This window comes from Balneatrix alpica DSM 16621 (assembly GCF_000619885.1).
Classification (GTDB): Bacteria; Pseudomonadota; Gammaproteobacteria; order Pseudomonadales; family Balneatricaceae; genus Balneatrix; species Balneatrix alpica.
Map to the genome: position 1 here is coordinate 132,567 of NZ_JHUZ01000014.1, position 24,831 is coordinate 157,397.

A 24,831-nucleotide genomic window follows, 5' to 3' on the forward strand; every position below is an offset into this window, starting at 1 on the left:
TTAGTAGGCGGGGCTAGACTAACGGCGAGGCTATGGCTAGTATACGCCCTCGCTTACCGATCGACTAAGTTAGCTCCGCTGTTAACTTAAGTGTTTGATCAACATAGTAAAGCGCCCGTAGCTCAGCTGGATAGAGTAGCAGGTTCCGATCCTGTTGGTCGGGGGTTCGAATCCCTCCGGGCGCGCCATCCTCTGCATAGTTCTTCCCTTGTTTAGATTGATTGCCTTCATTTGCAGAATCGTGATTCGCCCGAGAGGGTGAGAGCTTCCGTTGGTTCGAGTCGAGCGCAGCGAGACAATGTTGCGTAGCAACAGCCCGAAGGGCGAGGCGAAGCCGAGTCATCCCTCCTCTGAACCGATGCCATGACTGGCTGCGCTATGTGCCTCACTTTGCTGCTTTTTAGTGTGCTGTGGCTGTGACTTGCTCCCTGGCTCTGCGCAAATGGCATAGAGCCCAGGGCAGATGTCGATTGCGTGTTCCAGCAAGGGCTAATTTTTTCAAAATTTTTCTGACCTTGAACTTTTTCCGCGCTTCCCTATCTAGATTATCCGCCTAGCGCATTGGCGCTCTGTCAGTGCGTAGACTCTGAATAATTTGTGATAAGTCAGGCCGTTATCGGCCCAACAAGGAGTCGCAGAATGATCCATGTCGACCAGTTAACTCGTCGCTATGGTGATTTTATCGCGGTTGATCAGGTTTCCTTCCATATAAAACCCGGTGAAATCATCGGCTTGCTCGGTCATAACGGAGCGGGCAAAAGTACCCTGATGAAAATGCTGACGGGCTACCTAGAACCCAGCCAAGGTAGTATCCGTATTGATGGGCGAGATATGCAGCAGCAACGTGGTGCTATCCAGGCCCTATTTGGTTACCTGCCGGAGAACTGCCCGGTTTATCCGGATATGCGGGTAATTGAGTTTCTCGATTATCAGGCGGATTTGCGTCGTCTGAGTGCGGATCAGCGTCCCCAATTGATTCAGCGGGCGATTCGTCTAACTGCCCTGCAGGATAAAGCCCTCGCGCCGATCCAAACGCTGTCCCGTGGCTATCGTCAGCGCTTGGGAGTGGCCTTAGCGATTCTGCATCGTCCCAAAATCGTTATTCTGGATGAGCCGACCAATGGCCTGGATCCCACCCAAATCCTGCAAATGCGAGAGCTGATCCGTACTCTGGCGAAAGAATCAACGGTGATTCTCTCCACCCACATTTTGCAGGAGGTACAGGCGGTCTGTGAGCGGGTGTTGATAATGCGTGGCGGCCGCTTGGTGGTGGATGAGCGTTTAGATCAGCTACAGAACAGTGGTCGTCTGGTGTTTGCGGTTGATCAAGGGCCCGCTCAGGTGCGTAGCCACCTATCAGGCTTGCCGCAGGTGGTGGACTATCTTGGCCTCCAGCAAGGTAAACATCGCTATGCTCTGGGTAAGGGAGCCGATGCCGCTACCTTGGCGCGGATGCTGGTGGGAGCAGGGTGCCAGCTACAGGAGCTGCACCATGAGCAACGTACCCTGGAGTCCTTGTTTGCGGAGATTAACCAAGCGCCCAATATGGCTGTAGCCCAGATAAACGGGGAGGAGAATCGTCATGCTGCTTAATGGCTTATCTGCCTGGCTGCAGGATGCCGGACGCATTGCTCGGCGAGAAATCCGCAGCCTGTTTGCTACCCCCGTTGCCCTGCTGTTTATTGCCGCTTTCCTGTTGATCAGCCTGTTTGTGGTGTTCTGGGTGGAGACCTTCTTTGCCCGTAATCTGGCGGATATCAAACCGCTCTTTGAGTGGATGCCACTGTTGCTGTTGCTATTGGTAGCAACCCTGACGATGCGCGCCTGGAGCGAGGAGCGTCGTAGTGGCACCCTGGAAGTGCTATTGACCTCACCGGTATCCCCCAGCGCTTTGGTGATGGGTAAGTTTTTAGCCACCTTAGTGCCGGTTGCCATTGCCCTATTACTGACACTGCCGCTGCCTTGGCTCACGCAAAGTTTGGGCCAGTTAGATTGGGGACCGGTATGGGGCGGCTACCTGGCTGCGCTGTGTTTAGCCGCAACCTATAGTGCCTTGGGGCTTTGGTTATCCTCCCGTAGTGACAACCCCCTGGTCAGTTTGATGGGGACGTTGCTAGTGGGAGCGTTGCTGTATTGGTTGGGCTCGCCCTTGCTGACGGACTTATTCCCCTATCAGGTAGCGGAATGGTTGCGTTCCTTGGGGACAGGGTCGCGTTTCAGCGATATCACCCGTGGAGTGTTGGACTGGCGTGATCTTTATTACTACCTGGGCCTGACGGCGCTGTTCTTGGTACTGAACCGCTTAGAACTGGAACGTCATTACTGGGCCGGGCAGAGCGCAGGGGGGAGCCAATGGCGCTGGCGTCTGGGGAGTGCGCTGCTGGCGCTAAATCTACTGGTGGCGAATGCTTGGTTGTATCCGTTGCAGGGGATTCGTCTCGATTTGACGGAAGGTAAGCGTTATACCCTGTCGGAAGCTACGCGTCATACCCTGGCTCAATTACAGGAGCCGGTGCTGATTCGCGGTTATTTCAGCGCTAATACCCACCCCCTGTTGGCGCCACTGGTGCCGCAATTACAAGACTTGCTGCAGGAGTATGCCTTAGCGGGTGGCAGTAAGGTGCGTTTGCAGTGGGTTGATCCTCAGCAAGATCCCCAATTGGAAGAAGAAGCCGGTAGTAAATACGGAATCCGCCCTGTGCCTTTCCAGACGGCGAACCGTTATCAGGCTGCGGTGGTGAATGCCTACTTTGATGTGCTGATTAGCTATGGCAATGAGTACCAAGTGTTAGGTTTTCGTGACCTGATCGATGTAAAAGCCAAGGGTGAGGGTCAGCTGGAGGTTGAGCTGAAAAATCCCGAATACGATCTGACCCAGGCGTTGCGTAAAGTGGTGGCCAGTTACCAGGGCCAAGGTGAGTTGTGGGCGGAGCTGCCCCGTCCGGTGCAGTTAAGTGCCTATGTGTCGGCAGCGCTCCCTGAGTCTGTGCAGCCACTACGCCAAGCGCTGGAGCAAGCTCTGGCCAGCATGCAACAGGCGGGGCAGGATAAATTCTCATTCGAGTTTATCGACCCCAGTCAGGATCAAGGCTTAGCCAAACAACTGGCAGAGGAGCAGGGCTGGCAGCCGATGATCACCGACTTGCTGAACCCGCAGCCATTCTGGTTCCACCTGCTGTTATCGGATGGGCAAAGCAGTTGGCCGGTCGCCTTGCCGGATCAGCTTGATCAACAAGGTTGGCAGCAGAGCCTGGAGGCCAGTATCAAGCGCTTTAAGCCCGGTAGTTTGAAAAGTGTGGCGGTGTACCGGCCGACAGCCAGTCCTTATAGCCAAGCTCCCAACTTTAGCTTGTTGCGCGATTATCTAGGTGAGCAGGTACGCTGGCTGGATACTGATCTTAAGCAGGGCCAGGTTCCTGCCGGAGCGGAAATGCTGCTGGTGCTGGCCCCGGATAATCTGGATGAGCGCCAGCAATATGCGATTGACCAGTTCCTGATGCGGGGCGGCACTGTGGTGTTGGCCAGCTCAACGGCGAAAGTCGAGCTGGGGCAACGCCTGCAAGCCAGTTGGAACCCAACTGGACTAGAAGACTGGCTGGCCAGCATGGGGATCAAGCAACCCCAGGCTTGGGTATTGGATCAGCAAAGCGGCGCCTTGCCGATCCCAGTTGAGCGGCAGCTGGGCAGCTTCCGCGTGCAGGAAATCCAGCTCCTGCAATACCCGCTGATTGTGGATGCTCGTGCCGCCCAGTTAAATGCCCAGGCACCGGTCGTATCCTCGTTGGGGCAGCTCTATATCCCCTGGGCCAACCCCTTGCAGCTGGAGAATGTGGCGGACGGGATCAAGGTCACCCCGCTGTTACATTCATCTGCGCAGAGTTGGCAACAGACGGAGCTTGGCATTGTGCCAGATCTAAAACGCTATCCCACCCATGGCTTTGCCCCTGCGCAGCAGCAGGAATCACAACTTCTAGGTGTGATGTTGGAAGGACGCTTTACCTCTGCCTTTAAAGGTAAGCAACCACCGATGCTACAAGCTGCGAAGAGCAAGGATAATGCAGCGGATGAACCGACAGCGGCTACACCTTCCTCTGCTACACCGCCCTTGGCCAGCCTGATAGAGCACTCGGCAGATTCAGCCCGTTTGATAGTGCTTGGCTCCGCCATGCTCTTTAGCGATGAGGTGAACTCCCTGATCGCCCAGGCGCTAGGGAGCGAATACAGTAAAAACTTTGAACTGATGCAAAACCTGGTGGACTGGTCACTGGATGATCCCGCCATGTTGAGCATGCGCAGCCGTGGCCATTATGCCCATACCCTGTTGCCGCTATCACAAATGGAACAGCAGTGGTTGGAATGGGGACTGTACCTGATCAGCTTGGTATTGCTGGTGTTGGTCGGCATCCTGGCCTGGTGGCTGCGTCAGCGTCGTTATCAGCGTTATCAACAGTGGCTGGCGCCGCTTCAGGTGAAGACCAGCCCGTCATCCCAGTGATAAAAGCAGGAGGCAATGATGCAACTCTCACTGAGTCCTGCTGCTTATATAGTGGCAGCCTTGAAGCGCCCCGGCCTGAGCGGATTAGCGGGGCTTCTGATACTGCAATTTGGCTTGGCGCTATGGCTGAACTGGCCCGCGCCGGCTACCCAGGTGGTGCAACAACCCTGGCTAAGTCTGGACTGGCAACAGGTGCAGCAATTGGAGATCAGTGGCCAAGACCAGCCGGCTTTGCGACTGACCCGCCAGCCGACAGGTTGGCAGCTGGAGTCTGGCTTGCCGGTACAGGAAGAGAAGGTGCAAGCCCTGTTGCAACGCTTGCAACAAGCTCAGCGTGCTTACCCTGTTACGACTCAAGCCCAGGCATGGTCACGCTTGGGTTTGGTCGAGGGGGAACAGCGCCTGCTTAAATTGCAAAACCAACAGGGCGTCACCCTGGCTACCCTGTACTTGGGGAACGCTGCAGGTATGGGGCGCAGTTATGCTCGCCTGGATGATGAAAAAGAAGTCTATACCCTGGCTGTTGCCGCCTATGAATTGCCATTGCTAGCAAAAGACTGGCTTGATAAGGGCCTGTTTAATTTTGCAGTTGGTGACCTAGAGTGGGTGCAAATCAACGATTATCCCCGTTGGCAACCGCTCGAAAGCTCGGAGCAGCAGGAACAAACCCAGGCAGATGCTGAGCCAGGAGCGTCAGGAGAGGTTGAGCGCCAGTGGCAAAATCTACCTGAAGGAGTGGATACCGCCGCCGTGAATAAGCTGTTGGAGCAACTGGCTAAACTGCAAGTTGACGAAGCGCTTGGTCAGCAGCCGCAACCTGAGTGGCAGCTGCAGCAACCACGATTAAAGTTGAGCCTGAGCCTAAATGGGCAAGCGCAACACTGGCAACTGAGCCAAGACAAGGACCAGCGCTTTTATATACTCCACACTGACCAGCTGCAGACCGATGGTCAGCCTTGGTACTTCCGCGTGGCTAATTGGCAGGTGGAGCCTTGGATCAATAATTGGAGGAACTGAGCGGGAGATATAAGCGTGCTACAGGTGGAGTAAATCCACCTGTAGCAATGCGAATTTAACCCAACCACTGCCAAACCTGGTGATAAATCCCAATCCCGATCAGGGTGTTGAAGGGGAAGGTGATGGCCAGAGCAGCGCTGATTGCCATGCCGGTATTGGCTTCGGGAACGGCCTGGCGCATGGCGGCAGGGGCGGCGATGTAGGAGGCGGAGGCAAATAGGGTCATCAGGAGTACACTGCCACCTTCACTCAGGCCCATCAGGTTGGCAACGGGTATTGCACTAATTGCCAGTAGCGGTGGGGCACACAAAGCAAATATCAGTACGCGACTATTGCTGCGTTCCCAGTGACGGAGGAAGTTGGCCGCGCAGAGTCCCATTTCCAGCAGGAAGAGCGCCAGTAGGCCATGGAATAGCTGCATAAACAGCGGGGCGATGGTGCCTAAGCCGTCTTTGCCGTACAGGCTACCGATCAGCAATCCTCCCCCTAATAGCACCATGCCGCGGCTGGCAAAGACCTCATGCAGGATTTGTCCCCAGCGGGTACCCTGGTTGGCACCGCCCATGCGGGACAGCAGAATGGCTACCCCAATTGCGGGCATCTCCAGCATCACCACAAATAAAGTCAGTTGAGGCTCATAGCTAATCAACCGGTGCTCCAGATAGGCCATTCCCACCGCAAAGGTTCCCACGCTTACAGAACCGTAGTGGGCTGCCATGGCCGCACTATCGGCACTATTAAGGCGCACCAGTTTACGCAGAACCGGGAACAGCACGAGGGGGATCAAAGCACCCAGCAGTGCAATGGTCAGTGCTTGGGGTAAGACGTTCAAAAGGCCTTGTTCACGAATGGCTAAACCGCCCTTCATGCCCAGGGCAAACAGCAACAGGATGGTGAGAGTGTCGTAGGTGCCCTGGGGGACTTTTAAGTCGGAGCGAATCAGGCCGGCAAAGAGCCCGAGGGCAAATACAGCAATGACGGGATCTGGCATGTTGGCAACCTCATAGTCGGATTGGCGCTACCTTAAGGCTTCCTCTTTTCTAAAACTAATTAATTAAAAATATAAAAGGCATAAACGATTATTTATGATTGTTGGGCTGAAAAAGAGGACGGTGAGATGGACAAGCGTTTACTGACACTCAGGTTATTGCAGGTGTATGTGGAGGTAGTGCGTCAGGGAGCCGTGGGTAAGGCGGCGGAACGGCTGTTTCTGACTCAGCCAGCGGTGTCATTGCAGTTACGTAAGCTGCAAGAGGTGGTCGGCCAGCCATTGCTGGAAAACCGTGGGCGGATGTTGCAACCGACGGCAGCAGGGAAGGAGCTACTGTTGAGTGCAGAGCGAGTGCTGGCGGAGCTGGATGATCTCAGTACCCGTTTATCGGAGGTCGAGGGTTTGGCGCGTGGTCAGTTTAATCTGGCGGTGGTGACGACTGCACAGTATCTGGCGCCACAGTTATTGGGGGGCTTTGCCAAGCGTTATCCTGGTTTGGATATTCATTTGAATATCGGTAATCGTCAGCAGGTGATTACTCGCTTACAGGAAAACCGTGATCACCTCTATATCTTTAGTCAGCCGCCACGCCAAGCAGACTTGTTTTGCTTCCCTATTGTGCACAATCCTTTGGTGGTGGTGGCCTCACCTCAGCACCCGTTAGCTAAACAGCGGGCGTTGGATTTCAGTGAGCTGCTGCAAGAACGTTTCTTATTGCGAGAGGCGGGTTCTGGCACGCGTTTGGCGCTGGAGACTTACCTGCAAGAGCAGGGATGGATGCTAACCAATAGCCTGCAGGTGGAAAGTAATGAGGCTATCCGCTTAAGCGTGGGGGCCGGATTGGGAATAGCGATCTTGTCACGCCATACCTTGGAGGCATCCGACCATAGTCTGGTGGAGTTGCCGGTACGGGGTTTTCCGTTACAGCAGCACTGGTATCTGGTTTGGCGTCACCAGCCCACCTTGCCTAGAGTGGTGATGGCATTTGCCCAGTTTATTGAGCAGGCGGTGCCCGAGTTACTTGGTAGTGCGTATGCTGAGGCTGACTTAGCTCAGTTGAGTCTGGCTTTAACCAGCGCCATGAAAAGAGGAAGTGGTTGATTCTCCGACAGCTTTGGCCTTTGAATGGGGCTGTTTGTGAATGGCTAGTGTTCGTTGAACCACACAGAATAAGAAGAAAATCATGCACACTGAGGTGATACATATTCCTGCTAAGGCCCGCCAGCAGCCTTGGCTGCTGCCTGAGTTAGCAGCCGCGCAACTCGTTCTGGTGTTTATGGATAGTCATTGGCTAGCGCACTGGGCAGAGTGCTATCAACGCCTGCATCAACGTTATCCCCAAGCTGAGATAGTAGGTTGCAGCAGTGCCGGTGAGATTTACGCTGACCAGGTCAGCTGTGGCGATCTGGTAGCCATTGTTATTCATTTCCAACACACGCCGCTAAGGGTGGCTTTAGCACGCTTGCAGGGCAGGAGTAGTGACGCGCTAGGGGCGGAGCTAGGGCAAAGCTTATTGGCGGAGGATTTACGCCATGTTTTGGTGTTTAGCGAAGGGTTGCATATCAATGGCTCTTTATTGGCCCAGTCATTACGCCAACAGCTGGGGCAACAGTGTGCGGTGACAGGTGGCCTGGCGGGTGATGGGGAGCGTTTTGCCCATACCTGGGTTTGTTTAAATGAGCATTGTTACCAGGATGCTGTAGTGGCAGTGGGTTTATATGGTCAAGCATTGCATGTTGGCATGGGCTCCCAGGGTGGTTGGGATTCCTTCGGCCCGGATCGCTTGATCACTAAGGCCCAGGGGGCGGAGCTGTTTGAGCTGGATGGTCAGTCCGCGCTTGCCTTGTATAAAACCTATCTGGGGGAACATGCCAGTGGTCTGCCAGCGACAGGCTTGCTCTTCCCTCTCAGTGTGAAGGCGGGGCAGGGGGAGGCTGAACTGGTCAGAACCATCCTGGCGGTGAATGAGGAGCACGGCAGTATTATTTTTGCCGGTGAGATGCCAGAAGGTTGCTATGCCCGCCTAATGAAGGCTAACTTTGAGTGCTTAGTCGATGGTGCTCAGGGGGCGGCCAACCTATCCTTGGCTGCGATGCAATCACAACCAGGCCTGGCGTTGTTGATTAGTTGTGTGGGGCGTCGTCTGGTATTAGGGCATCGTATCGAAGAGGAGGTGGAAGCTGTGCGTGATGTGTTGGGCCCAGCCACCCTAACCGCCGGTTTTTATTCCTATGGTGAAATTGCGCCGCAGCATCCGCAATGGGGCTGTGAACTGCACAATCAGACCATGACCATCACCCTGCTGCAGGAGTGGCCGCTTGATGCATAAGCTGTTGCAGCGTCAACTGCGTCGTTATTTGGGGGAGAGCCAAACGTTGGATCCCCAATGGCAGGCATTGCTGGAGGCCATTGATCAGACGTACCAACAAATGGATCAAGACCGCGCATTGATGGAGCGTTCGCTGGAACTGACGTCCCAGGAGCTGCGCAGTCGTTACCAGGCATTGGAGCAACAGCTTGCCAGTCAAAGCGAACAGCAACGGCGTTTGCAGCAAACCCTGGCGGTGATGCGTGCCACCCTGGAGTCCTCCGCTGACGCCATTATTGCCATTAGCAGCTATGGGCGGGTACAGCACTTCAATCAAGAGTTCATCGCCCTGTGGAACCTGCAAGAAGTGAATCTGGAGCGGGCGCATATTAGCCAGTTTTTTGATCGCATTATGGAGCAGGTGGAGCAGCCTGAGGGGTTTATGGAGGCGATTCGCGCTCTGCATCGTAATAGTCAGGCAGAAGGGCGTGACCTGGTGATGATGAAAGACGGGCGCTTGTTGGAGCGTATTTCCTGGCCGCAACGCCAGGGGGAGGCTTACATTGGTCGAGTGTGGAGCTTTCGTGACATTACCGAGCGGCACCAGTCCAAGCAGCGCCTGCGCTTATCCACCAAGGTATTTGACTCCACCTCCCAGGGGATTGTGGTGCTGGATCGGTTCGGCTGTATCCAGGAGGTCAATCAGGCGTTTTGCCAACTGTTTATGGCGGAAGAAGCGCAGTTGCGGGGGCAGCCGCTGGCGGAGAAGCTGGCCTCCAGCCGTCACGATAAGTACTTCTATCAAGACCTGCTGGACGATGTGCGTGAACAACAGAGTTGGTCGGGCGAGATTTGGGAACTGAATCCGCATACCAAGCAGCTGTTGGTGTTGTGGGTGTCGATTAGCCTGGTACGGGATAATCAGGATCAGGTTGAGCATATGATCTGTATGTTCTCGGACATTACCGCCATGAAGCAGGCGGAAGAGAAACTGCAGCAACTTGCCTATGAAGATCAGCTGACGGGCTTAGCCAACCGTACACGCTTACAGGAAAACCTGCACAGTGCTATGCAGGAACCAGGTATGCAGGGTAAGCGGGTAGCGATTTTCTACATGGACCTGGATCGCTTTAAGCATGTCAATGATGTGTTTGGCCATGCCGCCGGAGATTGGCTGCTTGGTGAAGTAGCCAAACGCCTGCAAAAGGCAATTCGCGCCTCTGATTTGGTGGCGCGCCAGGGAGGCGACGAGTTTATTATTGCCCTGTTGGATGTCACCTCCACCACTGAGGTTGAGGAAGTCGCCAAACGTATTCTGCGCCTGATGTCCGACCCCTTTGTGCTAGGTCAGCAGGAGCTGTTTGTCGGCGCTACCATCGGTATCGATACCGGTACCGTTGGCCAGGATAACTGGCAGGTACTGATGCGCCATGCGGATATGGCGCTCAATCATGCCAAGCGTTCTGGCAAAAACACCTATCTGTTCTTTGAAGCCCATTGGCATGACCATGCCAAGCAACGCTTGCAGCTGGAAACTGAACTACGTTATGCCATCGAACACAGTGAGCTGGAGTTACATTTGCAGCCGCAAATCACCATGGACTCCAAGCGCTTGGTTGGTTTTGAAGGCTTAGTGCGTTGGCAGCATCCGCGCCGTGGTATGGTGATGCCCGGACACTTTATCAGTATTGCCGAAGAAACCGGTTTGATTGTGCCACTGGGAGAGTGGGTCTTGCAGGAGGCTTGTCGGCTACAAGCACAGTGGCAGCAGCAGGGCCTGCCCTTGGTATCAATGGCGGTCAACCTGTCACCACTGCAGTTGCAGGATAAAGGCCTGCCTGAGCGTTTGGCTGACTACCTGCGTCGGCATCAGTTGGACCCCCATTGGCTGGAGCTGGAAATCACCGAAAGCCTGGCGATGCAGCATCAGGATGTTAGCTACCAAATCCTCCAGGTATTGCAGGAAATGGGAGTGGGTCTGGCCCTGGATGACTTCGGTACCGGTTATTCCTCGCTGAGCCAACTCAAGCGTTTTCCCTTCACCAAACTCAAGATTGATCGCTCTTTCGTGCTCGACTTGCTCGATGACGAAAACGACCGGGACATCACCCGCTCCATCATTCAGCTGGGTAAAACCCTGGGCCTGCATGTGCTGGCCGAAGGGGTTGAGGAAGAGGCCCAACGTCAACTCTTGGCTAAACTGGGCTGCCACTACTTCCAGGGCTATCTCTATAGCCGCCCATTGCCTCCCACCCAGGCGGAGCTCTTTCTGCGTCAGCGCCACCGTAGCCGCTTGAAACGCCCTGGCTAAGCCAGTGTGGGATAAAAAGGCGGTTATTCGGCGGCGAAGTGCGAAAGATTATCCTGCACAGGGTGTCGCCCTCGGCTAGCTTATTAACACCCCCTTAGCTGTGTTGATAGGGGGCGACTTGCCGGACAGCCCCAATGACAACACTGCGACTACTACTGCGCACCCTTAGAGAAGGAATGGTGTGGATTCTGCCTGCCGTGGTGGTTGATGGCTTGGTGTTTCTACTGATTGGATTATTGAAGTACTTCGCCTGGCTACCTGAGTTGGTGGAGGTGCTGATCGCACTACGTCTTGGTTTTGCTGGCGTATTACCTCTGCTGTTAAGTGGCGGGATTGGCTATATGCTGGCCCTGCATCTGCGCTTACCCCGTGCTCCGGTGACCCTACTCTGCTTATGCTATAGCGCCATCAGTAATACTCAGTTGGCTCACCCCAGTACCGACTTGTTGGTGGGTATTCTGACCCCTCTCTATGCCGTGCCCCTGCTATCCCAAGCCTACAAGCGCGGCTGGGGACGGTTACTACGTCATGATCTTGGCGGCCTGGTGATTAAGGACTCGGTTAATCTGATTGTGCCGGCGCTCTGGACTCTGTTGGCGGTTACCCTGGTGGGGTTGTTGCTTGGGTTACTGTTTCACCATGGCGAGGTGTGGCAGTTCCTGCGTCTGGAGATGAATCAGCCCTGGTTGGCTGGGGCCCTCTATAGTCTGCTCAATTCACTTTCCTGGTTTGTCGGGATTCATGGCTATTACGCACTCCTGCCGCTGGCGCAGCAGCTGGCAGAGGCATCTAGCCTCAATGCAGAGGCGGCCCAGGCGGGGTTAGCCATCCCCTCGTTGGTGAGCTCTCTGGTGTTGGAGCAGTTTGTCTTTATCGGCGGTAGTGGAGCGACCCTGGGGCTGGCGTTTGCCCTGCTGTGGCAAGGGAAGCAAGCGGCCATCCGCACCCTGGCTTGCCTGGGGTTATTGCTTGGAGCTTTCAATATCAATGAAGTATTGCTGTTTGGGCTGCCTCTTATTTTTAATCCGCGCTTTTTGCTGCCCTTCATCCTGGCTCCTCAATTGTGCTGGGGGTTCAGCTATTGGCTGCTGGCTAACGGCTGGGTCGCCCTGCCAGTGCTGGAGCTACCCTTTAGTGCGCCGGTATTTTTTAACGTTTTTTTGACCACCGACGGCCAGTGGCAGGCGTTGTTGCTGCAGTTGCTTAACCTGCTGCTGAGTACCTTGCTTTACCTCCCCTTCGTAATGAGCTGGCAGCGTGACCATGCCGATAAAACCATCGCCATACCCGCGCTGGAAACTTCCTATGCTCGCCGTTGGGAGGAGGCGGGGCTGCTGGCCAGTGATGCCGTTGCCGATGCCAACCGTCAGCAACAGCAGCAGTTGGAGCTGGATAAGCAGATGGACCATATCGGTGAGCTGGAGTTTTACCTGGAATACCAGCCACAAATTGGTATGAGAGATGGCCGTATTATTGGGTGCGAAGCCTTGATTCGTGCCCGTAATGCGCAGGGTAAACAGGAGGGGCCAGGGCAATTTTTACCCTGGTTAGCCCAAGCGGGGATGATGAAGGATGTGGATCGCTGGACCATCCGTGAGGTGTTGCGTCAACAGGCGCTATGGCAGCAGCAGGGCCAGCAGATTACCGTCAGTATTAATATCACCCCGGAGACCCTGGAAGATGAAAGATTAATCCAGCGTTTGTTGCCACGCCTTGCCCCCTTTGCCGAGCAATTGGTATTTGAAATCACCGAGGGCACCCTGGCACGTAATCAACCGGCACTGAAGCGCTCCCTTGATGCCCTGAGGGCCCTTGGGGTGCGCCTGCATATTGATGACTTTGGCACCGGTTATTCCTCTCTCAGTTACCTGGGGGTATTCAGCATTGATGCGATCAAGATCGATCGCAGTTTTGTCCAGGCGCTTGCCCACAGTAAGGGGCAGCAGTTGTTCCGTAGCCTGTTGGAGTTTGCCGAACAGTTGGAGGTCGAGGTGGTGGTGGAGGGGGTCGAAACGGCGGAGCAATTACACTTCGTGCCCCAGGGGGAACATATTTCCGCCCAGGGTTGGTATTACAGTCGTTCGTTACCCGCCAATGAATTCATGCATTTATTGACTCAGTTCAATTCTTCCCGCCCTCCAGGCGAGGATGTCAATTAGCTTGATGTGTATCAAATACATTAATAACCCTGCTTCCTAGACTGGCTCGGCCTGCGGCATTCCGCCGCACCGAGGAGTCCGATATGCAAGGGAGCAAGGGCCAGGCAGGCCCCGATCAAATGGCACGTCGTCTGCTGGCTGTGCTCTGGTTGTGGAGCCTGTTGGCGTTGGCACTGCCGGCCCAGGCGCTTGGCCCAGTCAAGCCTGTAGTGGATGCGGGCTTCCTGCAGCAATGGGGACAACAACACTGGCCTGCTGCCGATGGTTTCAGTCAGGTTGAGGCTCCCTGGCCGGTGTATCAGCTCACGCAGGGTGAGCAGCCCCTCGCCTACCTTTTCGCAACCGATGCGATTCAACGTATTCCCGCCTATTCCGGTAAACCGGTGGAGATGCTGGTGGCGTTAAGCCCCAGCGGGGAGATTCTCGCCACCGAGGTTTATCAGCACCATGAGCCCATCCTGCTGGTGGGTATTCCCGAACAAGCCCTATTTGATTTTGTCAGCAAGTATGTTGGCCTCCAGGTCACCGATAAGGTGCGGGTAGGCAGTGGTGAGCAGCAAGGGCGGGTGTCGATTGATGCCATTACCGGTGCCACGGTGACGGTGATGGTGGTCAATGAAGCCCTGATGCGTACCAGCGCCAAGGTGGCGCGGGCGTTGGGTTTGGTGGCGGATCAGCAGCAGGCCAGTGGCCCCCGTGCCGAAGTGCGTTGGGACGCACAGGGTCAGGCAGATTGGTTGAGCCTGACTGGCGATGGCAGCATTCGCCGTATGCGTCTCTCCCGTGGCGAGGTGGAGGCAGCCTTTGCCAATACCGCCGCTGCCGGTCAGGATGCCGATCCCGCCAAAGCGAATGAAGACCTGATTGACCTTTTTTATGCTCCCCTAAACCTGCCGGTAGTGGGGGAGAACCTACTTGGCAGCAGTGAATACTCCTGGCTGATGGCACAGCTACAACCGGGGGATGTGGCCATCGCGGTGATGGCCAATGGTGAGTATTCCTTCAAGGGCAATGGCTATGTGCGTGGCGGCATCTTTGATCGCATCCGTGTGCGCCAAGGGGCGGCGTCGATCAGCTTCCATGACAGTGACTACTTCCGCCTGTTGGATGTCTATCTGGCGGGGATGCCGCGCTTTAGTGAGATGGCGATCTTTGTGCTGCGGGCGGGACAGGAGTTTGATCTGGCCCAGTCCTGGCAGCTGGAGCTAACCGTACGGCGTCAGGTTGGCCCGGTAGAAAGTCTGTTTGCTGACTTTATCAGTGAATACCAGCTACCAGAGGCCTATCTGCAGCGGCCCGCGCCAGTGGCTGCGCCTGTCGCGACAGAGGAAGAGGTGTGGCAGGAACAACCCCTGTGGGTCAGCATCTGGTATGAGCAGCGCTTCCAGATTGCGGTGCTGTTGCTCGGCCTTGGCCTGCTGACCCTGGTGCTGTTCCTGCAGGATGTGTTGGTCAAGCGGCCACGTCTGATTGAGGGCTTACGCCTGGGCTTTTTGCTCTACACCCTGTTCTTTATCGGCTGGTATGCCCTTGGCCAGCTGTCGGTGGTGAACGTCTTCACCTTTATCCATGCCTTTATGACGGGTTTTAGCTGGGATACCTTCCTGCTGGACCCCGTCCTGTTCATCCTTTGGAGCTTCGTTGCCTTAAGCCTGTTGCTGTGGGGGCGTGGCATCTTCTGTGGTTGGTTATGTCCCTTTGGTGCCTTGCAGGAGCTGGTTAATATGGCCGCCCGCAAGCTTGGCATGCGTCAGTATGAGTTGCCCTACGGCGTGCATGAGCGCTTATGGGCATTGAAGTACATCATCCTGATGCTGTTGTTTGCCCTGTCACTGGAGTCCTTGGCCACCGCCGAGCGCTATGCCGAGGTCGAACCCTTCAAAACCGCGATTACCCTGCGCTTTCAGCGCGAGTGGGGCTTTGTCCTTTACGCCCTGGTGCTGGTGCTGATCTCCCTGTTTACCCGCAAAGTTTACTGTCGTTACCTCTGTCCACTGGGTGCAGCCCTGGCGATTCCAGCGCGGGTACGCCTGTTTGATTGGCTTAAGCGCCGTAGTGAGTGCGGCCAGCCCTGCCAGCGCTGTGCGCGCGAATGTGAAATTCAGGCCATTGCCCCTGACGGGCGCATTAATGCCAACGAGTGTCACCACTGCCTGGATTGTCAGGTGACCTATAGCAGTGACCAGCTTTGTCCGCCTCTGATCCGCCTGCGCAAAAAACGCGAGCGCCATGGTTTGAGCGGACATGGGCTGGATGAGCATGAATCTATCCCTCTGCAAAATCTGTAGTCAGTCTGAATCCCCCGGCTGCTCTTAAGGAGAATGTGATGAAAATCGATCCCAATGATAAGCAGGTTTCTGAACATGTACGCATGAGTCGCCGGATGTTTCTCGGTTCCTCTGCGGCCCTGGCAGGTGCGGCTGCCACCGGTGTGGGGGTAGGCGGCAGCTTATTGGCCCCCACTGCCCTGGCCTCCACCGCGACGGGGCAGGTAGCACCGGGTGAACTGGATGAATACTACGGTTTCTGGAGTGGTGGCCACTCTGGCGAGGTGCGTATTCTGGGGGTGCCCTCCATGCGCGAACTGATGCGTATTCCGGTATTTAACACCTGCTCAGCCACCGGCTGGGGGATTACCAATGAGAGTAAGGAAGTGCTGGGTCATACGGCCTTCTTGAATGGTGACTCTCACCACCCGCGCATGTCCTTTACCGATGGTAAGTACGATGGCAAGTACGTGTTTATCAATGACAAGGCCAACACCCGGGTGGCGCGTATCCGTTGCGACATCATGAAGACTGACAAGATCACCACGGTGCCCAACGTGCAGGCGATTCATGGTCTGCGCCTGCAAAAGGTGCCCTTCACCAAGTATGTGTTTGCCAATGCCGAGATGATTATTCCGCAACCCAACGATGGCCGGGATATGGAGGATATTGGCAAATATCGCACCATGTTCAACGCCATAGATGCGGAAACCATGGAAGTCGCCTGGCAGGTTATTGTCGATGGCAACCTGGATAACTGCGATGCGGATTACAGCGGCAAATATGCCTTCTCCACCTGCTATAACTCCGAGGGTGGGGTGTATCTGACCGACATGATGCGCAACGAGCGTGACCATGTGGTGGTGTTCAATATTGAGCGTATCGAAGCGGCGGTGAAGGCGGGTAAGTTTATCCATCTGGGTGATGCCAAGGTGCCGGTGCTGGATGGCACCAAGGGCTCAGAACTGACTGCCTATATTCCCGTACCGAAAAACCCCCACGGTATGAATACCGCCCCAGATGGCCGTTATGCCGTTGCCGCCGGCAAGCTGTCCCCCACCGTGACGGTGCTCGACCTGCACAAGTTTGATGATCTCTTTAATGGCAAGCTCAGCGACCCCCGTGGCGTGGTGGCCGCCGAGGTCGAGTTGGGTCTTGGGCCTTTGCATACTGCCTTTGATGGTCGTGGCAATGCCTACACCACCCTGTTTATCGACTCCCAGATTGTGAAGTGGGATATCGACAAGGCGATCAAGGCCTACCAGGGTGAGAAGGTGGATTACATTCTGCAGAAGCTGGATGTGCAGTATCAGCCGGGCCATAACCACACCACCATGGGGGAAACGAGCGAAGCGGACGGCAAGTATCTGGTGTCTCTGTGTAAGTTCTCTAAAGACCGTTTCCTGCCCTGTGGCCCCTTGCATGCCGAGAATGATCAGCTGATTGATATCTCCGGCGATGAAATGAAGCTGCTGCATGACGGCCCCACCTTTGCCGAGCCCCATGACTGCATGATTGTCCATCGCTCGAAGATGAAACCGCTGAAAATCTGGAAGCGCGACGATCCCTTCTTTGCCAGCACCAAGGCGATGGCGGACAAGGACGGCATCACCCTGGAAAGCGATAACAAGATTATCCGCGAGGGCAATAAGGTGCGGGTCTATATGACCTCGGTGGCGCCTAACTTTGGTCTGACCGAGTTCAAGGTGAAGCAGGGAGATGAGGTGACCGTCACCATCACCAACCTCGATACCATTGAGGACGTCACCCACGGCTTCTGTATGGTCAATCACGGCGTCAGCATGGAGATCAGTCCACAGCAGACCGCGTCTGTCACCTTTGTGGCAGATAAGCCTGGGGTGCAGTGGTACTACTGCAACTGGTTCTGCCATGCCCTGCACATGGAAATGAGTGGACGAATGCTGGTCGAACCGGCCTAAACCGTCCGCCTGATCCGGGGGCAGCCTGCTGCCCCTTTCCCGTTCAGACGTAGAGAGGAGCCTATGCGTCTGTTACTGCAAAGCCTGCTGATCCTGTGCTGGTGGTTGTCCGGCATGGTCAGTGCGGCTCAGTTTCAAGCGGCAGATGATGCCACCCTGCAGCGCCTGTTACAGCAGGCAAACAGTGGTGACGAGATTGTGCTGCAAGGGGGACGCTATCGCGGCCCGTTGATGATTGATAAAGCCATCCAGCTACGTGGGGTGGCGGGGGCCTCCCCTGCCATCATTGATAGTGGCGGGGCGGGCCATGGGTTGGAAATTCGCAGTCCCGGGGTCGTGATCGCTCACCTGCAGATCGAAAACTGGGGGCGGGATCTGGGCCAACTGCATGCCGGTATCTTTATTCACAAGCAAGCCAGCGCTAGTCGCATTATCCACAACCGCCTGCAGGGCATTGGCTTTGGTATCTGGGTCGATGCGGCTGCCGATGTGGAGATTACAGCCAATCAAATCGAGGGGGATGACCGTGTCCGCAGTGAAGACCGGGGTAATGGCATCCATCTGTTTAATGTCAGTGGTGCCCTGGTCAAGGATAACGAGGTCTGGCATAGCCGCGATGGCATCTATATCGACTCCAGCAACTTCAATCGCCTAGAGGGCAACCTGCTGCGCGATCTACGCTATGGCGTGCATTACATGTACTCCCATTCCAATCAGGTGCTAGGCAACATCACCTTGCGCACCCGCACCGGCTATGCCCTGATGCAGTCCAAGCGCTTAACCGTACGGGATAACCTGTCTTATCAGGATATGAACTACGGCATTTTGATGAACTTTATTACCGACTCGGACATTAGCGGTAATCAGGTGTTTGAGGTGCAAAGTGCCCGTACTCCGCAGCAGCAGGGCGGCAGCAAGGTGCTGGGAGGGGAAGGTAAGGCACTGTTTGTTTATAACTCCCTGTATAACCGCATTGAGGGCAATCTGTTTGCCCGCTCGGATCTGGGGGTGCATCTGACCGCCGGTTCCGAGGATAACCAGCTGCAGGGCAATGCTTTTATCCACAACCGCACCCAGGTGAAGTACGTCTCCACTCGCTCCCAGGAGTGGTCGGTCGAGGGGCAGGGCAATTACTGGAGTGATTACCTGGGTTGGGACCATAACGAGGATGGTCTGGGGGATGCCTACTATGAACCCAACGATGGCGTTGACCGCTTGCTATGGCAGTACCCCAGTGCGCGGATGCTGTTCAACAGTCCGGCGGTGCTGACCCTGCGTTGGGTGCAGCGTCAGTTTCCAGTGTTTCGTCCACCCGGCGTGCGGGACTCCTATCCACTGATGGCTACGCCCCTTGCGGTGATGCCGATCGAGACCTTATTGCAGGAGCGTGGCTATGGCGGTCGTTGAATTAACTGAGGTGAAAGTACAGTTTGGTGCCTTGGCCGCCCTGCAGGGGATTAGTCTGGATATTCGTGAAGGCGAAATCCTCGGTTTGTTTGGTCATAACGGTGCCGGTAAAACCACCACCATCAAGCTGATTCTTGGGTTGCTTAGCCCACAGCAGGGGCGGGTGCAGTTATTTGGCCACAACCCCTGTGGCAGTCAGGGCCAGCAGTTGCGCCAACAGCTGGGATTTTTGCAAGAGAATGTCAGCTTTTACGAGCAGTTAAGTGGCCTGGAAGTGTTGCGCTTTTTCGCGCGCTTGAAGGGCGTGGCGCTGAGCCAGTGCATGCCATTGCTGGAGCAGTTGGGCCTGGCTGCGGCGGCAACGCGTAAGGTGAAAACCTACTCCAAGGGGATGCGCCAGCGCTTGGGCCTGGCCCAGGCCCTGCTCGGCCAGCCGCGCCTATTGTTACTGGATGAACCCACCGTGGGGCTGGATCCGATTGCCACCCGCGAGTTTTACCAGCTGCTTGATCAGCATCGCGCCCGTGGTTGCGCCATCCTGCTGTGTTCCCATGTGCTGCCAGGGGTGGAGCATCATCTGGATCGAGCAGCGATTCTGGGGCAGGGGCGGTTACTGGCGTTGGATAAGGTCGAGCAACTCAGCCGTGATTGCCAATTGCCCCTGCAACTGGAGCTGGAAGGACAGGTGCAGTTGCCCGCCAGCCTACAGCCCTTAAGCACGGAGCGCCATGATAGCGGGGTGCGGGTGACGATTGCCCAGCAGGAAAAACTCAGTTGGTTGCAGGCCTGTGTCGGGCTGCCAGGCTTGCACAATATCCGTGTGCAGATGCCCACCCTGGAGGATGTCTACTACGCCCTGATGGCGGAGTTGCACCAGCAAGGAGAAATACGATGAGTCTGTCTTTACTGCTGACCCTGGCGGGCAAAGAGTTCCGCGATGGTTTGCGCAACCGCTGGTTTGCGGCCATTGCGATCATGTTGGCGCTGATGGCGGTGGGGATTGCCTGGGTGGGGGGTGCAGCTTCAGGCCAATTAGGCCAGGCCCCCCTGGCCACCACCATGGTCAGTCTGGCGAGCCTGGCGGTGTTGGTGATTCCGCTGATTGCGCTGGTGTTGGGCTATGACAGCCTGGTGGGGGAGGCGGAGCAAGGGACGCTGTTGTTACTGCTGACTTACCCGCTGCAACGTTGGCACATTCTGCTGGGCAAACTCCTGGGGCAAGGGTTCATTATGGCGGGAGCCACCCTGCTCGGTTTTAGTGGAGCGGCCCTGATATTGGTGTTGAGTGGTGGCCAGGAGGCTTGGCCACTTATCCGTGCTTTTGCGCTCTTTATCGCCGCGGCGATCTTATTGGGTTGGTGTTTTATTGCCCTGGCCTATGGCATCAGCGCCGGTGCTCAGGAGAAATCGAAAGCAGCGGGACTGGCCCTGGGGTTATGGTTGTTGCTGGTGCTGGTGTTTGATCTGGCTCTGTTAGCGGCTTTGGTGGCTGCGCAGGATCAGCTCTCAGCACAGTTATTCCCCTATTTATTGCTATTGAACCCTACCGATATTTTCCGGCTTTTTACCCTGGCGCAGTTTGCCGCGGGCCAGCCGCTGGATGGGGTGATGGCGTTGGCGCAGCAGTTGCCCTATGGCTTGCCTACTCTGCTGGTGGCGATGCTGGGTTGGATAGTGTTGCCGATCAGTTGGGCGCTGTGGCGCTTTAATCGGCGTCCGTTATAGCAAGCAGGGAGAAGCTAAGATGCGCAAGCACATCATCAGGTTAGGTCTTATTGGGATATGGCTGGGCGGTATATTGGCTGTGGGTGGCTGTGATCAAACTCACTCTGCCTCGTCCGCCGTATTGGCCAAGGCGGTGGCGATTGAAAGCGCCGATGAATGCCACCTGTGCGGCATGATTATCCACCATCATCCCGGGCCGAAAGGGGAGCTGTATGAGTCGGATAGCCCTGAGGTGAGGAAGTTTTGCTCCACTCGTGATCTGCTGGCCTATGCCCTTGATCCGGAGCGCGCCCATCGCTTAAGCGCAATCTATGTGCACGATATGAGCAAGGTGCCTTGGGGACAGCCGGATGATGACTACTTTATTGATGCCCGCCAGGCTTATTTTGTTGCCGGGGCAAGTCAGCGCGGGGCGATGGGGCCAACCTTGGCCAGCTTTGCCAGCCAGCCGATGGCGGAGGCTTTTGCCAAGCAGTATGGCGGCGAGCTGTATCGCTTTGAGCAACTGACGCTGGAGTTAATCAACCAGCTGGGTAGTGGCCACTGAGGCGATCAGGAGGTAAAGGTATCTGGCAGTGGGCGCTGCACCGGAGTGGAGAGGATCATCATGGTGTTGGTATCGCTCAGGTCACAAAAACGCTCCAGCACTGCGTCCAGCTCGGCCATGGAGCGAGTGGCCAGCTTGATCAGAAAGGCTTGCTCGCCGGTGACGTTATGGCATTCCACCACCTCGGCAGTGGCCAACGCCAGGGCTTTAAATTCACGCTCTTTGGCCCGGAATACCTTGCACTGCACCCAGGCGAGAATCGGGAAGCCGAGCTTATCCAGGTTTAGACGTGGGCCGTAACCTTGGATAATGCCGGCCTCTTCCAGTTTACGCAGGCGTTCCGCCACGGCGGGGGCAGAGAGGTGCACCCGCTTGGCCAGCTCGGCATAGCTGATGCGGGCGTTTTCTTGCAGGGCGAGCAGTATTTTGCGGTTGATGGCGTCAAGCATGCTGAGTCAGAGAGCGAATGAGTGAACGGAGAAAGTAACCACCCCGGCATCATCGCCTGCCGGGGTGTGCCTGACAAGGGCTTATTGGCCAGCAGCCAACTCTGCTGTTGCAGTGACTGGCTTGGCGCGACTGGGCCATTGGCAAATCAGAATCCCCGCCAGCATCAGGCCGCAACCGAGCCATTCCTTCAATCCTAAGGTTTCATCCAGCAGTAGCCAGCCGCCGATGACGGCAAACACCGCTTCGAAAGACAGGATCAGGGCAGAGACACTGGCGCTGACCCGGCGTTGGGCAATGATTTGCAGGGTGCAGGCGATACCGCTGGAGGCGACCCCGGCATACAACAGTGGTAACCAGGCGGCACTGAAGTTAGCCAGAGTCGGGGTTTCATAGAAACTGGCGGCCAGGGTGGCCAGCAACATGGCGACAATAAATTGGCCAATCGACAGGCTGATGGCGTCAAGCTTCGGCGATAGCCAGCCAATCACCAGCACATGAGCGGTCCAGAAGAAGGCGCCGATCAAGACCAGAATATCGCCGTAATTCATCGCCAGATTGGGGCCAATCGACAGGCTGTAGAGGCCAAGCAAGGCCAGGGCGACCCCCGCCCAGGTTTGGCCATTGGGACGTTGCCCCAGCCAGATGCTAAAGAGTGGCACCAGTACGATATAGAGGCTGGTGATAAAGCCTGCATTGCCGGCGGTGGTATAGAGCAGGCCAAACTGTTGCATGCTGAAGCCACCAAACATCACTACCCCTGCGGCCAAGCTGCCCCATACCAGGGTCATGCCCTGAGGGCCGCGGCTGCCGCGCAGCAACCACCACAGAGGGAGTAATGACAGGGCACCGAGCAGGAAGCGGGCGGCGTTAAAGCTATGGGGGCCGAGGTGATCCATGCCGGCACTCTGCGCGACAAAGGCGGAGCCCCAGATGGCGGCCACGGTGATGAGTAGTAAATGGGATTGATAGCGCCTGATCATCGTTAGTCCTCACAGCCTTGGGTCACGGAGAGTGACCCAGTGAGCGCTATTGTACGGGGCAGGCACGAGGCTGTGAGTAGCACTTCTATTGATTTAAAGGTAATAAGGCTTATTTTTGCTGTTTATTGATGGTTTGCGCCTTTGAATCGAAAGTTAGGCTTGGCGCTTTTTCAGTTCCTCAACAAAGTTTTCGACGGGTAAGGGCTTGCTGAGCAGGAAGCCCTGAATCTGATCACAGGCGAAGGCTTCCAATTGGCGATGCTCTTCTTCTGTCTCGACCCCCTCGGCAATCACCTCCAGGTTCAGCGCATGGGCCAGGGTAATGATGGCATGCACCACCTGGCTGTTATGACCACGATCGCGCAAATGGCGAATAAAGGAGCGGTCGATCTTCAGTTGCTGGACCGGCAACTGTGTCAGATACGACAGGCTGGAGTAGCCGGTGCCAAAGTCGTCCAGAGCCAGCAGCACCCCCAGACTTTGCAAGCGATAAAGGGTTTGCAGGGCTTGCTCGGGATCTTCAATGGAGGAGGACTCGGTGATTTCCAGAATCAACTGTCCTGGCTTGAGTTCATAGTTGCGAATCGCTTCTTCTACTTTCTCGACCAAATCATCCTGGCGGAAGCGGGTGGGAGACAGATTGATAGAAATGGGAGGAACCTGCATCCCCTCTCGTTGCCAGTGGCGAATCTGTTGGCAGGCTTGATCCAGTACCCAGTTTTCCAGGCGATTGATCAAGCCAAAGCGCTCGGCGATGGGAATAAAGCGACTGGGGGAGATAGCGCCTAGCTCGGGATGCTGCCAGCGCAGTAGCGCCTCGGCACCACAGAGTAGCCCGCCTTTGGTTTGATATTTGGGCTGGTAATGCAGGCTGAGTTGGTTGTGCTCGATGGCATTGCGCAGATCCATCTGCATCCGGAAGTCTTCGGTGGCTTCCTGGTTCATTTGCGCCTGGAAGTATTGGTAGCCATTTTTACCCGAGTTTTTCACGTGGTACATGGCGGTATCGGCATGGGCCATCAGTGTTGAGCTGTCTTCGCCATCATCCGGATAGATGGCGATACCCATACTGGCGGAGACGCTAAAGTGATGGCGGCCGATGCCATCAACAGCATGAATGGCATCCAGAACCCGTGAGCAAATAGCTGATACATCCTGAGGTGAGCTGAGGTCTTCTAGCAAGAGGACAAACTCATCTCCCCCCATACGGGCCAAGGTGTCGGCCTCGCGCAAGGGGGCCAAAATGGCTTGGGCAACCTTTTGCAGCAGACGGTCTCCCATATGATGCCCGAGGCTGTCATTCACAGCTTTGAAGCCGTCGAGATCAATGTACACCAGGGCAAAACGGCTTTGATTGCTGTGGGCACTCTGGATGCTGTGTTTTAAACGATCCTCTAGCAGTACCCGATTAGGCAGCTGGGTCAGATGATCGTGCAGGCTGATGTGTAGCAATTCTTCATTGGCGCGGCGCAGGGAGTCTACTAGCTCTGCGGTACGGCTTTCCAGGCGGCGGTCGAGGGTGGCGACCACCAGAGTAATGGACATTAATGCAAAAGAACCGAGGGCAATAACCAGCGCCAACCAAGTGGCATCAAGAGCACTGGCAGCTAAGCAGATACTGCCGGGGGCAAAGTGGGTGGCGGCCATACCGGTAAAGTGCATACCGCTGATGGCAATCCCCATGATCACAGCTGCCGCCATCTTTAATAGCACAGAGTTGAGGCCGGTTTTACGGCGTAGGCTAAAGCTTATCCACAGGGCGGCCAGAGAGGCGGTAATGGCAATTAATACCGACAGAGAAAAGAGCAATGGGTCATAACTGAGACCAGGTTGCATGCGCATGGCGGCCATGCCGGTGTAGTGCATGCCGCAGATGGCTATCCCCATCAGTAACGCTGCCCCTACTAAGCGGCGACTGGAAAGGGTGGGAGCACTAATGACAAACAGGGCCAGGCCAGAAGCCAGTACCGCTAAAAACCAGGAGAGTAAGGTAATCCAGAAGTCATACCCCATCGGAATGGGGAGTTTAAACGCGAGCATGGCAACGAAGTGCATCGACCAGATGCCTGTGCCCATGGCAACGGCACCGCCGATTAACCAATAAGGGTTGCGATCCTCCCGTGCCTGGGTAACCCGGCCAGCGAGATCCAAAGCCGTGTAGGAGGCCAGCATCGCCACCAGAATCGATAAGAGAACAATGCGATAGTCGTATTCACCCGTCATTACTGCGTCCT

Annotated in this window: 17 protein-coding genes, 1 tRNA gene and 1 other RNA gene; 15 read left to right on the plus strand and 4 right to left on the minus strand. The window is 55.8% G+C overall.

What is annotated here, in order from left to right; all coding sequences use genetic code 11:
* The first annotated feature begins 111 nt into the window (after positions 1–111).
* From Q334_RS0107170 to Q334_RS0107185, 5 genes are all read left to right on the plus strand, one after another.
* Positions 112–188: transfer RNA gene (locus tag Q334_RS0107170), tRNA-Arg, on the plus strand.
* 50 nt (positions 189–238) lie between these two features.
* A non-coding RNA gene (locus tag Q334_RS20275) (RtT sRNA) lies at positions 239–359 on the plus strand.
* Positions 360–639: 280 nt separating this feature from the next.
* Positions 640–1,593 carry an ABC transporter ATP-binding protein gene (locus Q334_RS18350; RefSeq protein WP_035461040.1) on the plus strand — a complete coding sequence of 318 codons (954 nt, stop codon included), beginning with the start codon at positions 640–642 and terminating at the stop codon, positions 1,591–1,593.
* Positions 1,583–4,495, plus strand: a complete 2,913-nt coding sequence (locus Q334_RS0107180; protein WP_051527595.1) for a DUF4350 domain-containing protein — start codon at positions 1,583–1,585, stop codon at positions 4,493–4,495. Before Q334_RS18350 ends, Q334_RS0107180 begins: the two co-directional genes overlap by 11 nt.
* Positions 4,496–4,513: 18 nt before the next feature.
* Positions 4,514–5,512, plus strand: coding sequence for a DUF4340 domain-containing protein (locus Q334_RS0107185; protein ID WP_027312609.1), 999 nt, complete (start codon positions 4,514–4,516; stop codon positions 5,510–5,512).
* 55 nt (positions 5,513–5,567) lie between these two features.
* Here Q334_RS0107185 and Q334_RS0107190 read toward each other — a convergent pair whose 3' ends face one another.
* The gene (locus tag Q334_RS0107190; protein WP_027312610.1) at positions 5,568–6,503 is read right to left on the minus strand and encodes a sodium-dependent bicarbonate transport family permease; all 936 of its coding nucleotides are present in this window, start codon (positions 6,501–6,503) and stop codon (positions 5,568–5,570) included.
* 126 nt (positions 6,504–6,629) lie between these two features.
* Between Q334_RS0107190 and Q334_RS18355 the strand changes: the two genes are divergently transcribed.
* From Q334_RS18355 to Q334_RS0107240, 10 genes are all read left to right on the plus strand, one after another.
* Positions 6,630–7,604, plus strand: a complete 975-nt coding sequence (locus Q334_RS18355) for a LysR family transcriptional regulator (RefSeq protein ID WP_035461042.1) — start codon at positions 6,630–6,632, stop codon at positions 7,602–7,604.
* A gap of 82 nt (positions 7,605–7,686) precedes the next feature.
* Positions 7,687–8,832 (plus strand): FIST signal transduction protein, encoded by a 1,146-nt coding sequence (locus tag Q334_RS0107200; protein ID WP_027312611.1) that lies wholly within the window; start codon positions 7,687–7,689, stop codon positions 8,830–8,832.
* Positions 8,825–11,122, plus strand: a complete 2,298-nt coding sequence (locus Q334_RS18360; RefSeq protein WP_051527596.1) for a putative bifunctional diguanylate cyclase/phosphodiesterase — start codon at positions 8,825–8,827, stop codon at positions 11,120–11,122. The genes Q334_RS0107200 and Q334_RS18360 overlap by 8 nt, the downstream gene beginning before the upstream one ends.
* A 134-nt stretch (positions 11,123–11,256) precedes the next feature.
* On the plus strand, positions 11,257–13,281 hold the full coding sequence (locus Q334_RS0107210; RefSeq protein WP_081414383.1) for an EAL domain-containing protein: 2,025 nt from the start codon (positions 11,257–11,259) through the stop codon (positions 13,279–13,281).
* Positions 13,282–13,364: 83 nt separating this feature from the next.
* A complete protein-coding gene (nosR, locus tag Q334_RS18365; protein ID WP_245593666.1) occupies positions 13,365–15,569 on the plus strand; it encodes a transcriptional regulator NosR in 2,205 nt (734 codons plus the stop codon).
* Between the two features lie 38 nt (positions 15,570–15,607).
* Positions 15,608–17,488, plus strand: coding sequence for a TAT-dependent nitrous-oxide reductase (gene nosZ, locus Q334_RS0107220; RefSeq protein ID WP_027312613.1), 1,881 nt, complete (start codon positions 15,608–15,610; stop codon positions 17,486–17,488).
* Positions 17,489–17,551: 63 nt separating this feature from the next.
* Positions 17,552–18,895, plus strand: a complete 1,344-nt coding sequence (locus Q334_RS18370) for a nitrous oxide reductase family maturation protein NosD (RefSeq protein WP_051527598.1) — start codon at positions 17,552–17,554, stop codon at positions 18,893–18,895.
* Entirely contained in the window at positions 18,882–19,790 is a 909-nt protein-coding gene (locus Q334_RS0107230; protein ID WP_027312614.1) for an ABC transporter ATP-binding protein, read from the plus strand. The genes Q334_RS18370 and Q334_RS0107230 overlap by 14 nt, the downstream gene beginning before the upstream one ends.
* Positions 19,787–20,620 carry an ABC transporter permease gene (locus Q334_RS0107235; RefSeq protein ID WP_342667448.1) on the plus strand — a complete coding sequence of 278 codons (834 nt, stop codon included), beginning with the start codon at positions 19,787–19,789 and terminating at the stop codon, positions 20,618–20,620. The genes Q334_RS0107230 and Q334_RS0107235 overlap by 4 nt, the downstream gene beginning before the upstream one ends.
* A gap of 19 nt (positions 20,621–20,639) precedes the next feature.
* Positions 20,640–21,167 carry a nitrous oxide reductase accessory protein NosL gene (locus tag Q334_RS0107240; protein ID WP_027312616.1) on the plus strand — a complete coding sequence of 176 codons (528 nt, stop codon included), beginning with the start codon at positions 20,640–20,642 and terminating at the stop codon, positions 21,165–21,167.
* Between the two features lie 5 nt (positions 21,168–21,172).
* Here Q334_RS0107240 and Q334_RS0107245 read toward each other — a convergent pair whose 3' ends face one another.
* From Q334_RS0107245 to Q334_RS0107255, 3 genes are all read right to left on the minus strand, one after another.
* Entirely contained in the window at positions 21,173–21,616 is a 444-nt protein-coding gene (locus Q334_RS0107245; protein ID WP_027312617.1) for an Lrp/AsnC family transcriptional regulator, read from the minus strand.
* Positions 21,617–21,697: 81 nt separating this feature from the next.
* The gene (locus Q334_RS0107250; protein ID WP_035461044.1) at positions 21,698–22,597 is read right to left on the minus strand and encodes a DMT family transporter; all 900 of its coding nucleotides are present in this window, start codon (positions 22,595–22,597) and stop codon (positions 21,698–21,700) included.
* A gap of 153 nt (positions 22,598–22,750) precedes the next feature.
* The gene (locus Q334_RS0107255; protein WP_211249510.1) at positions 22,751–24,820 is read right to left on the minus strand and encodes a putative bifunctional diguanylate cyclase/phosphodiesterase; all 2,070 of its coding nucleotides are present in this window, start codon (positions 24,818–24,820) and stop codon (positions 22,751–22,753) included.
* Positions 24,821–24,831 lie beyond the last annotated feature (11 nt).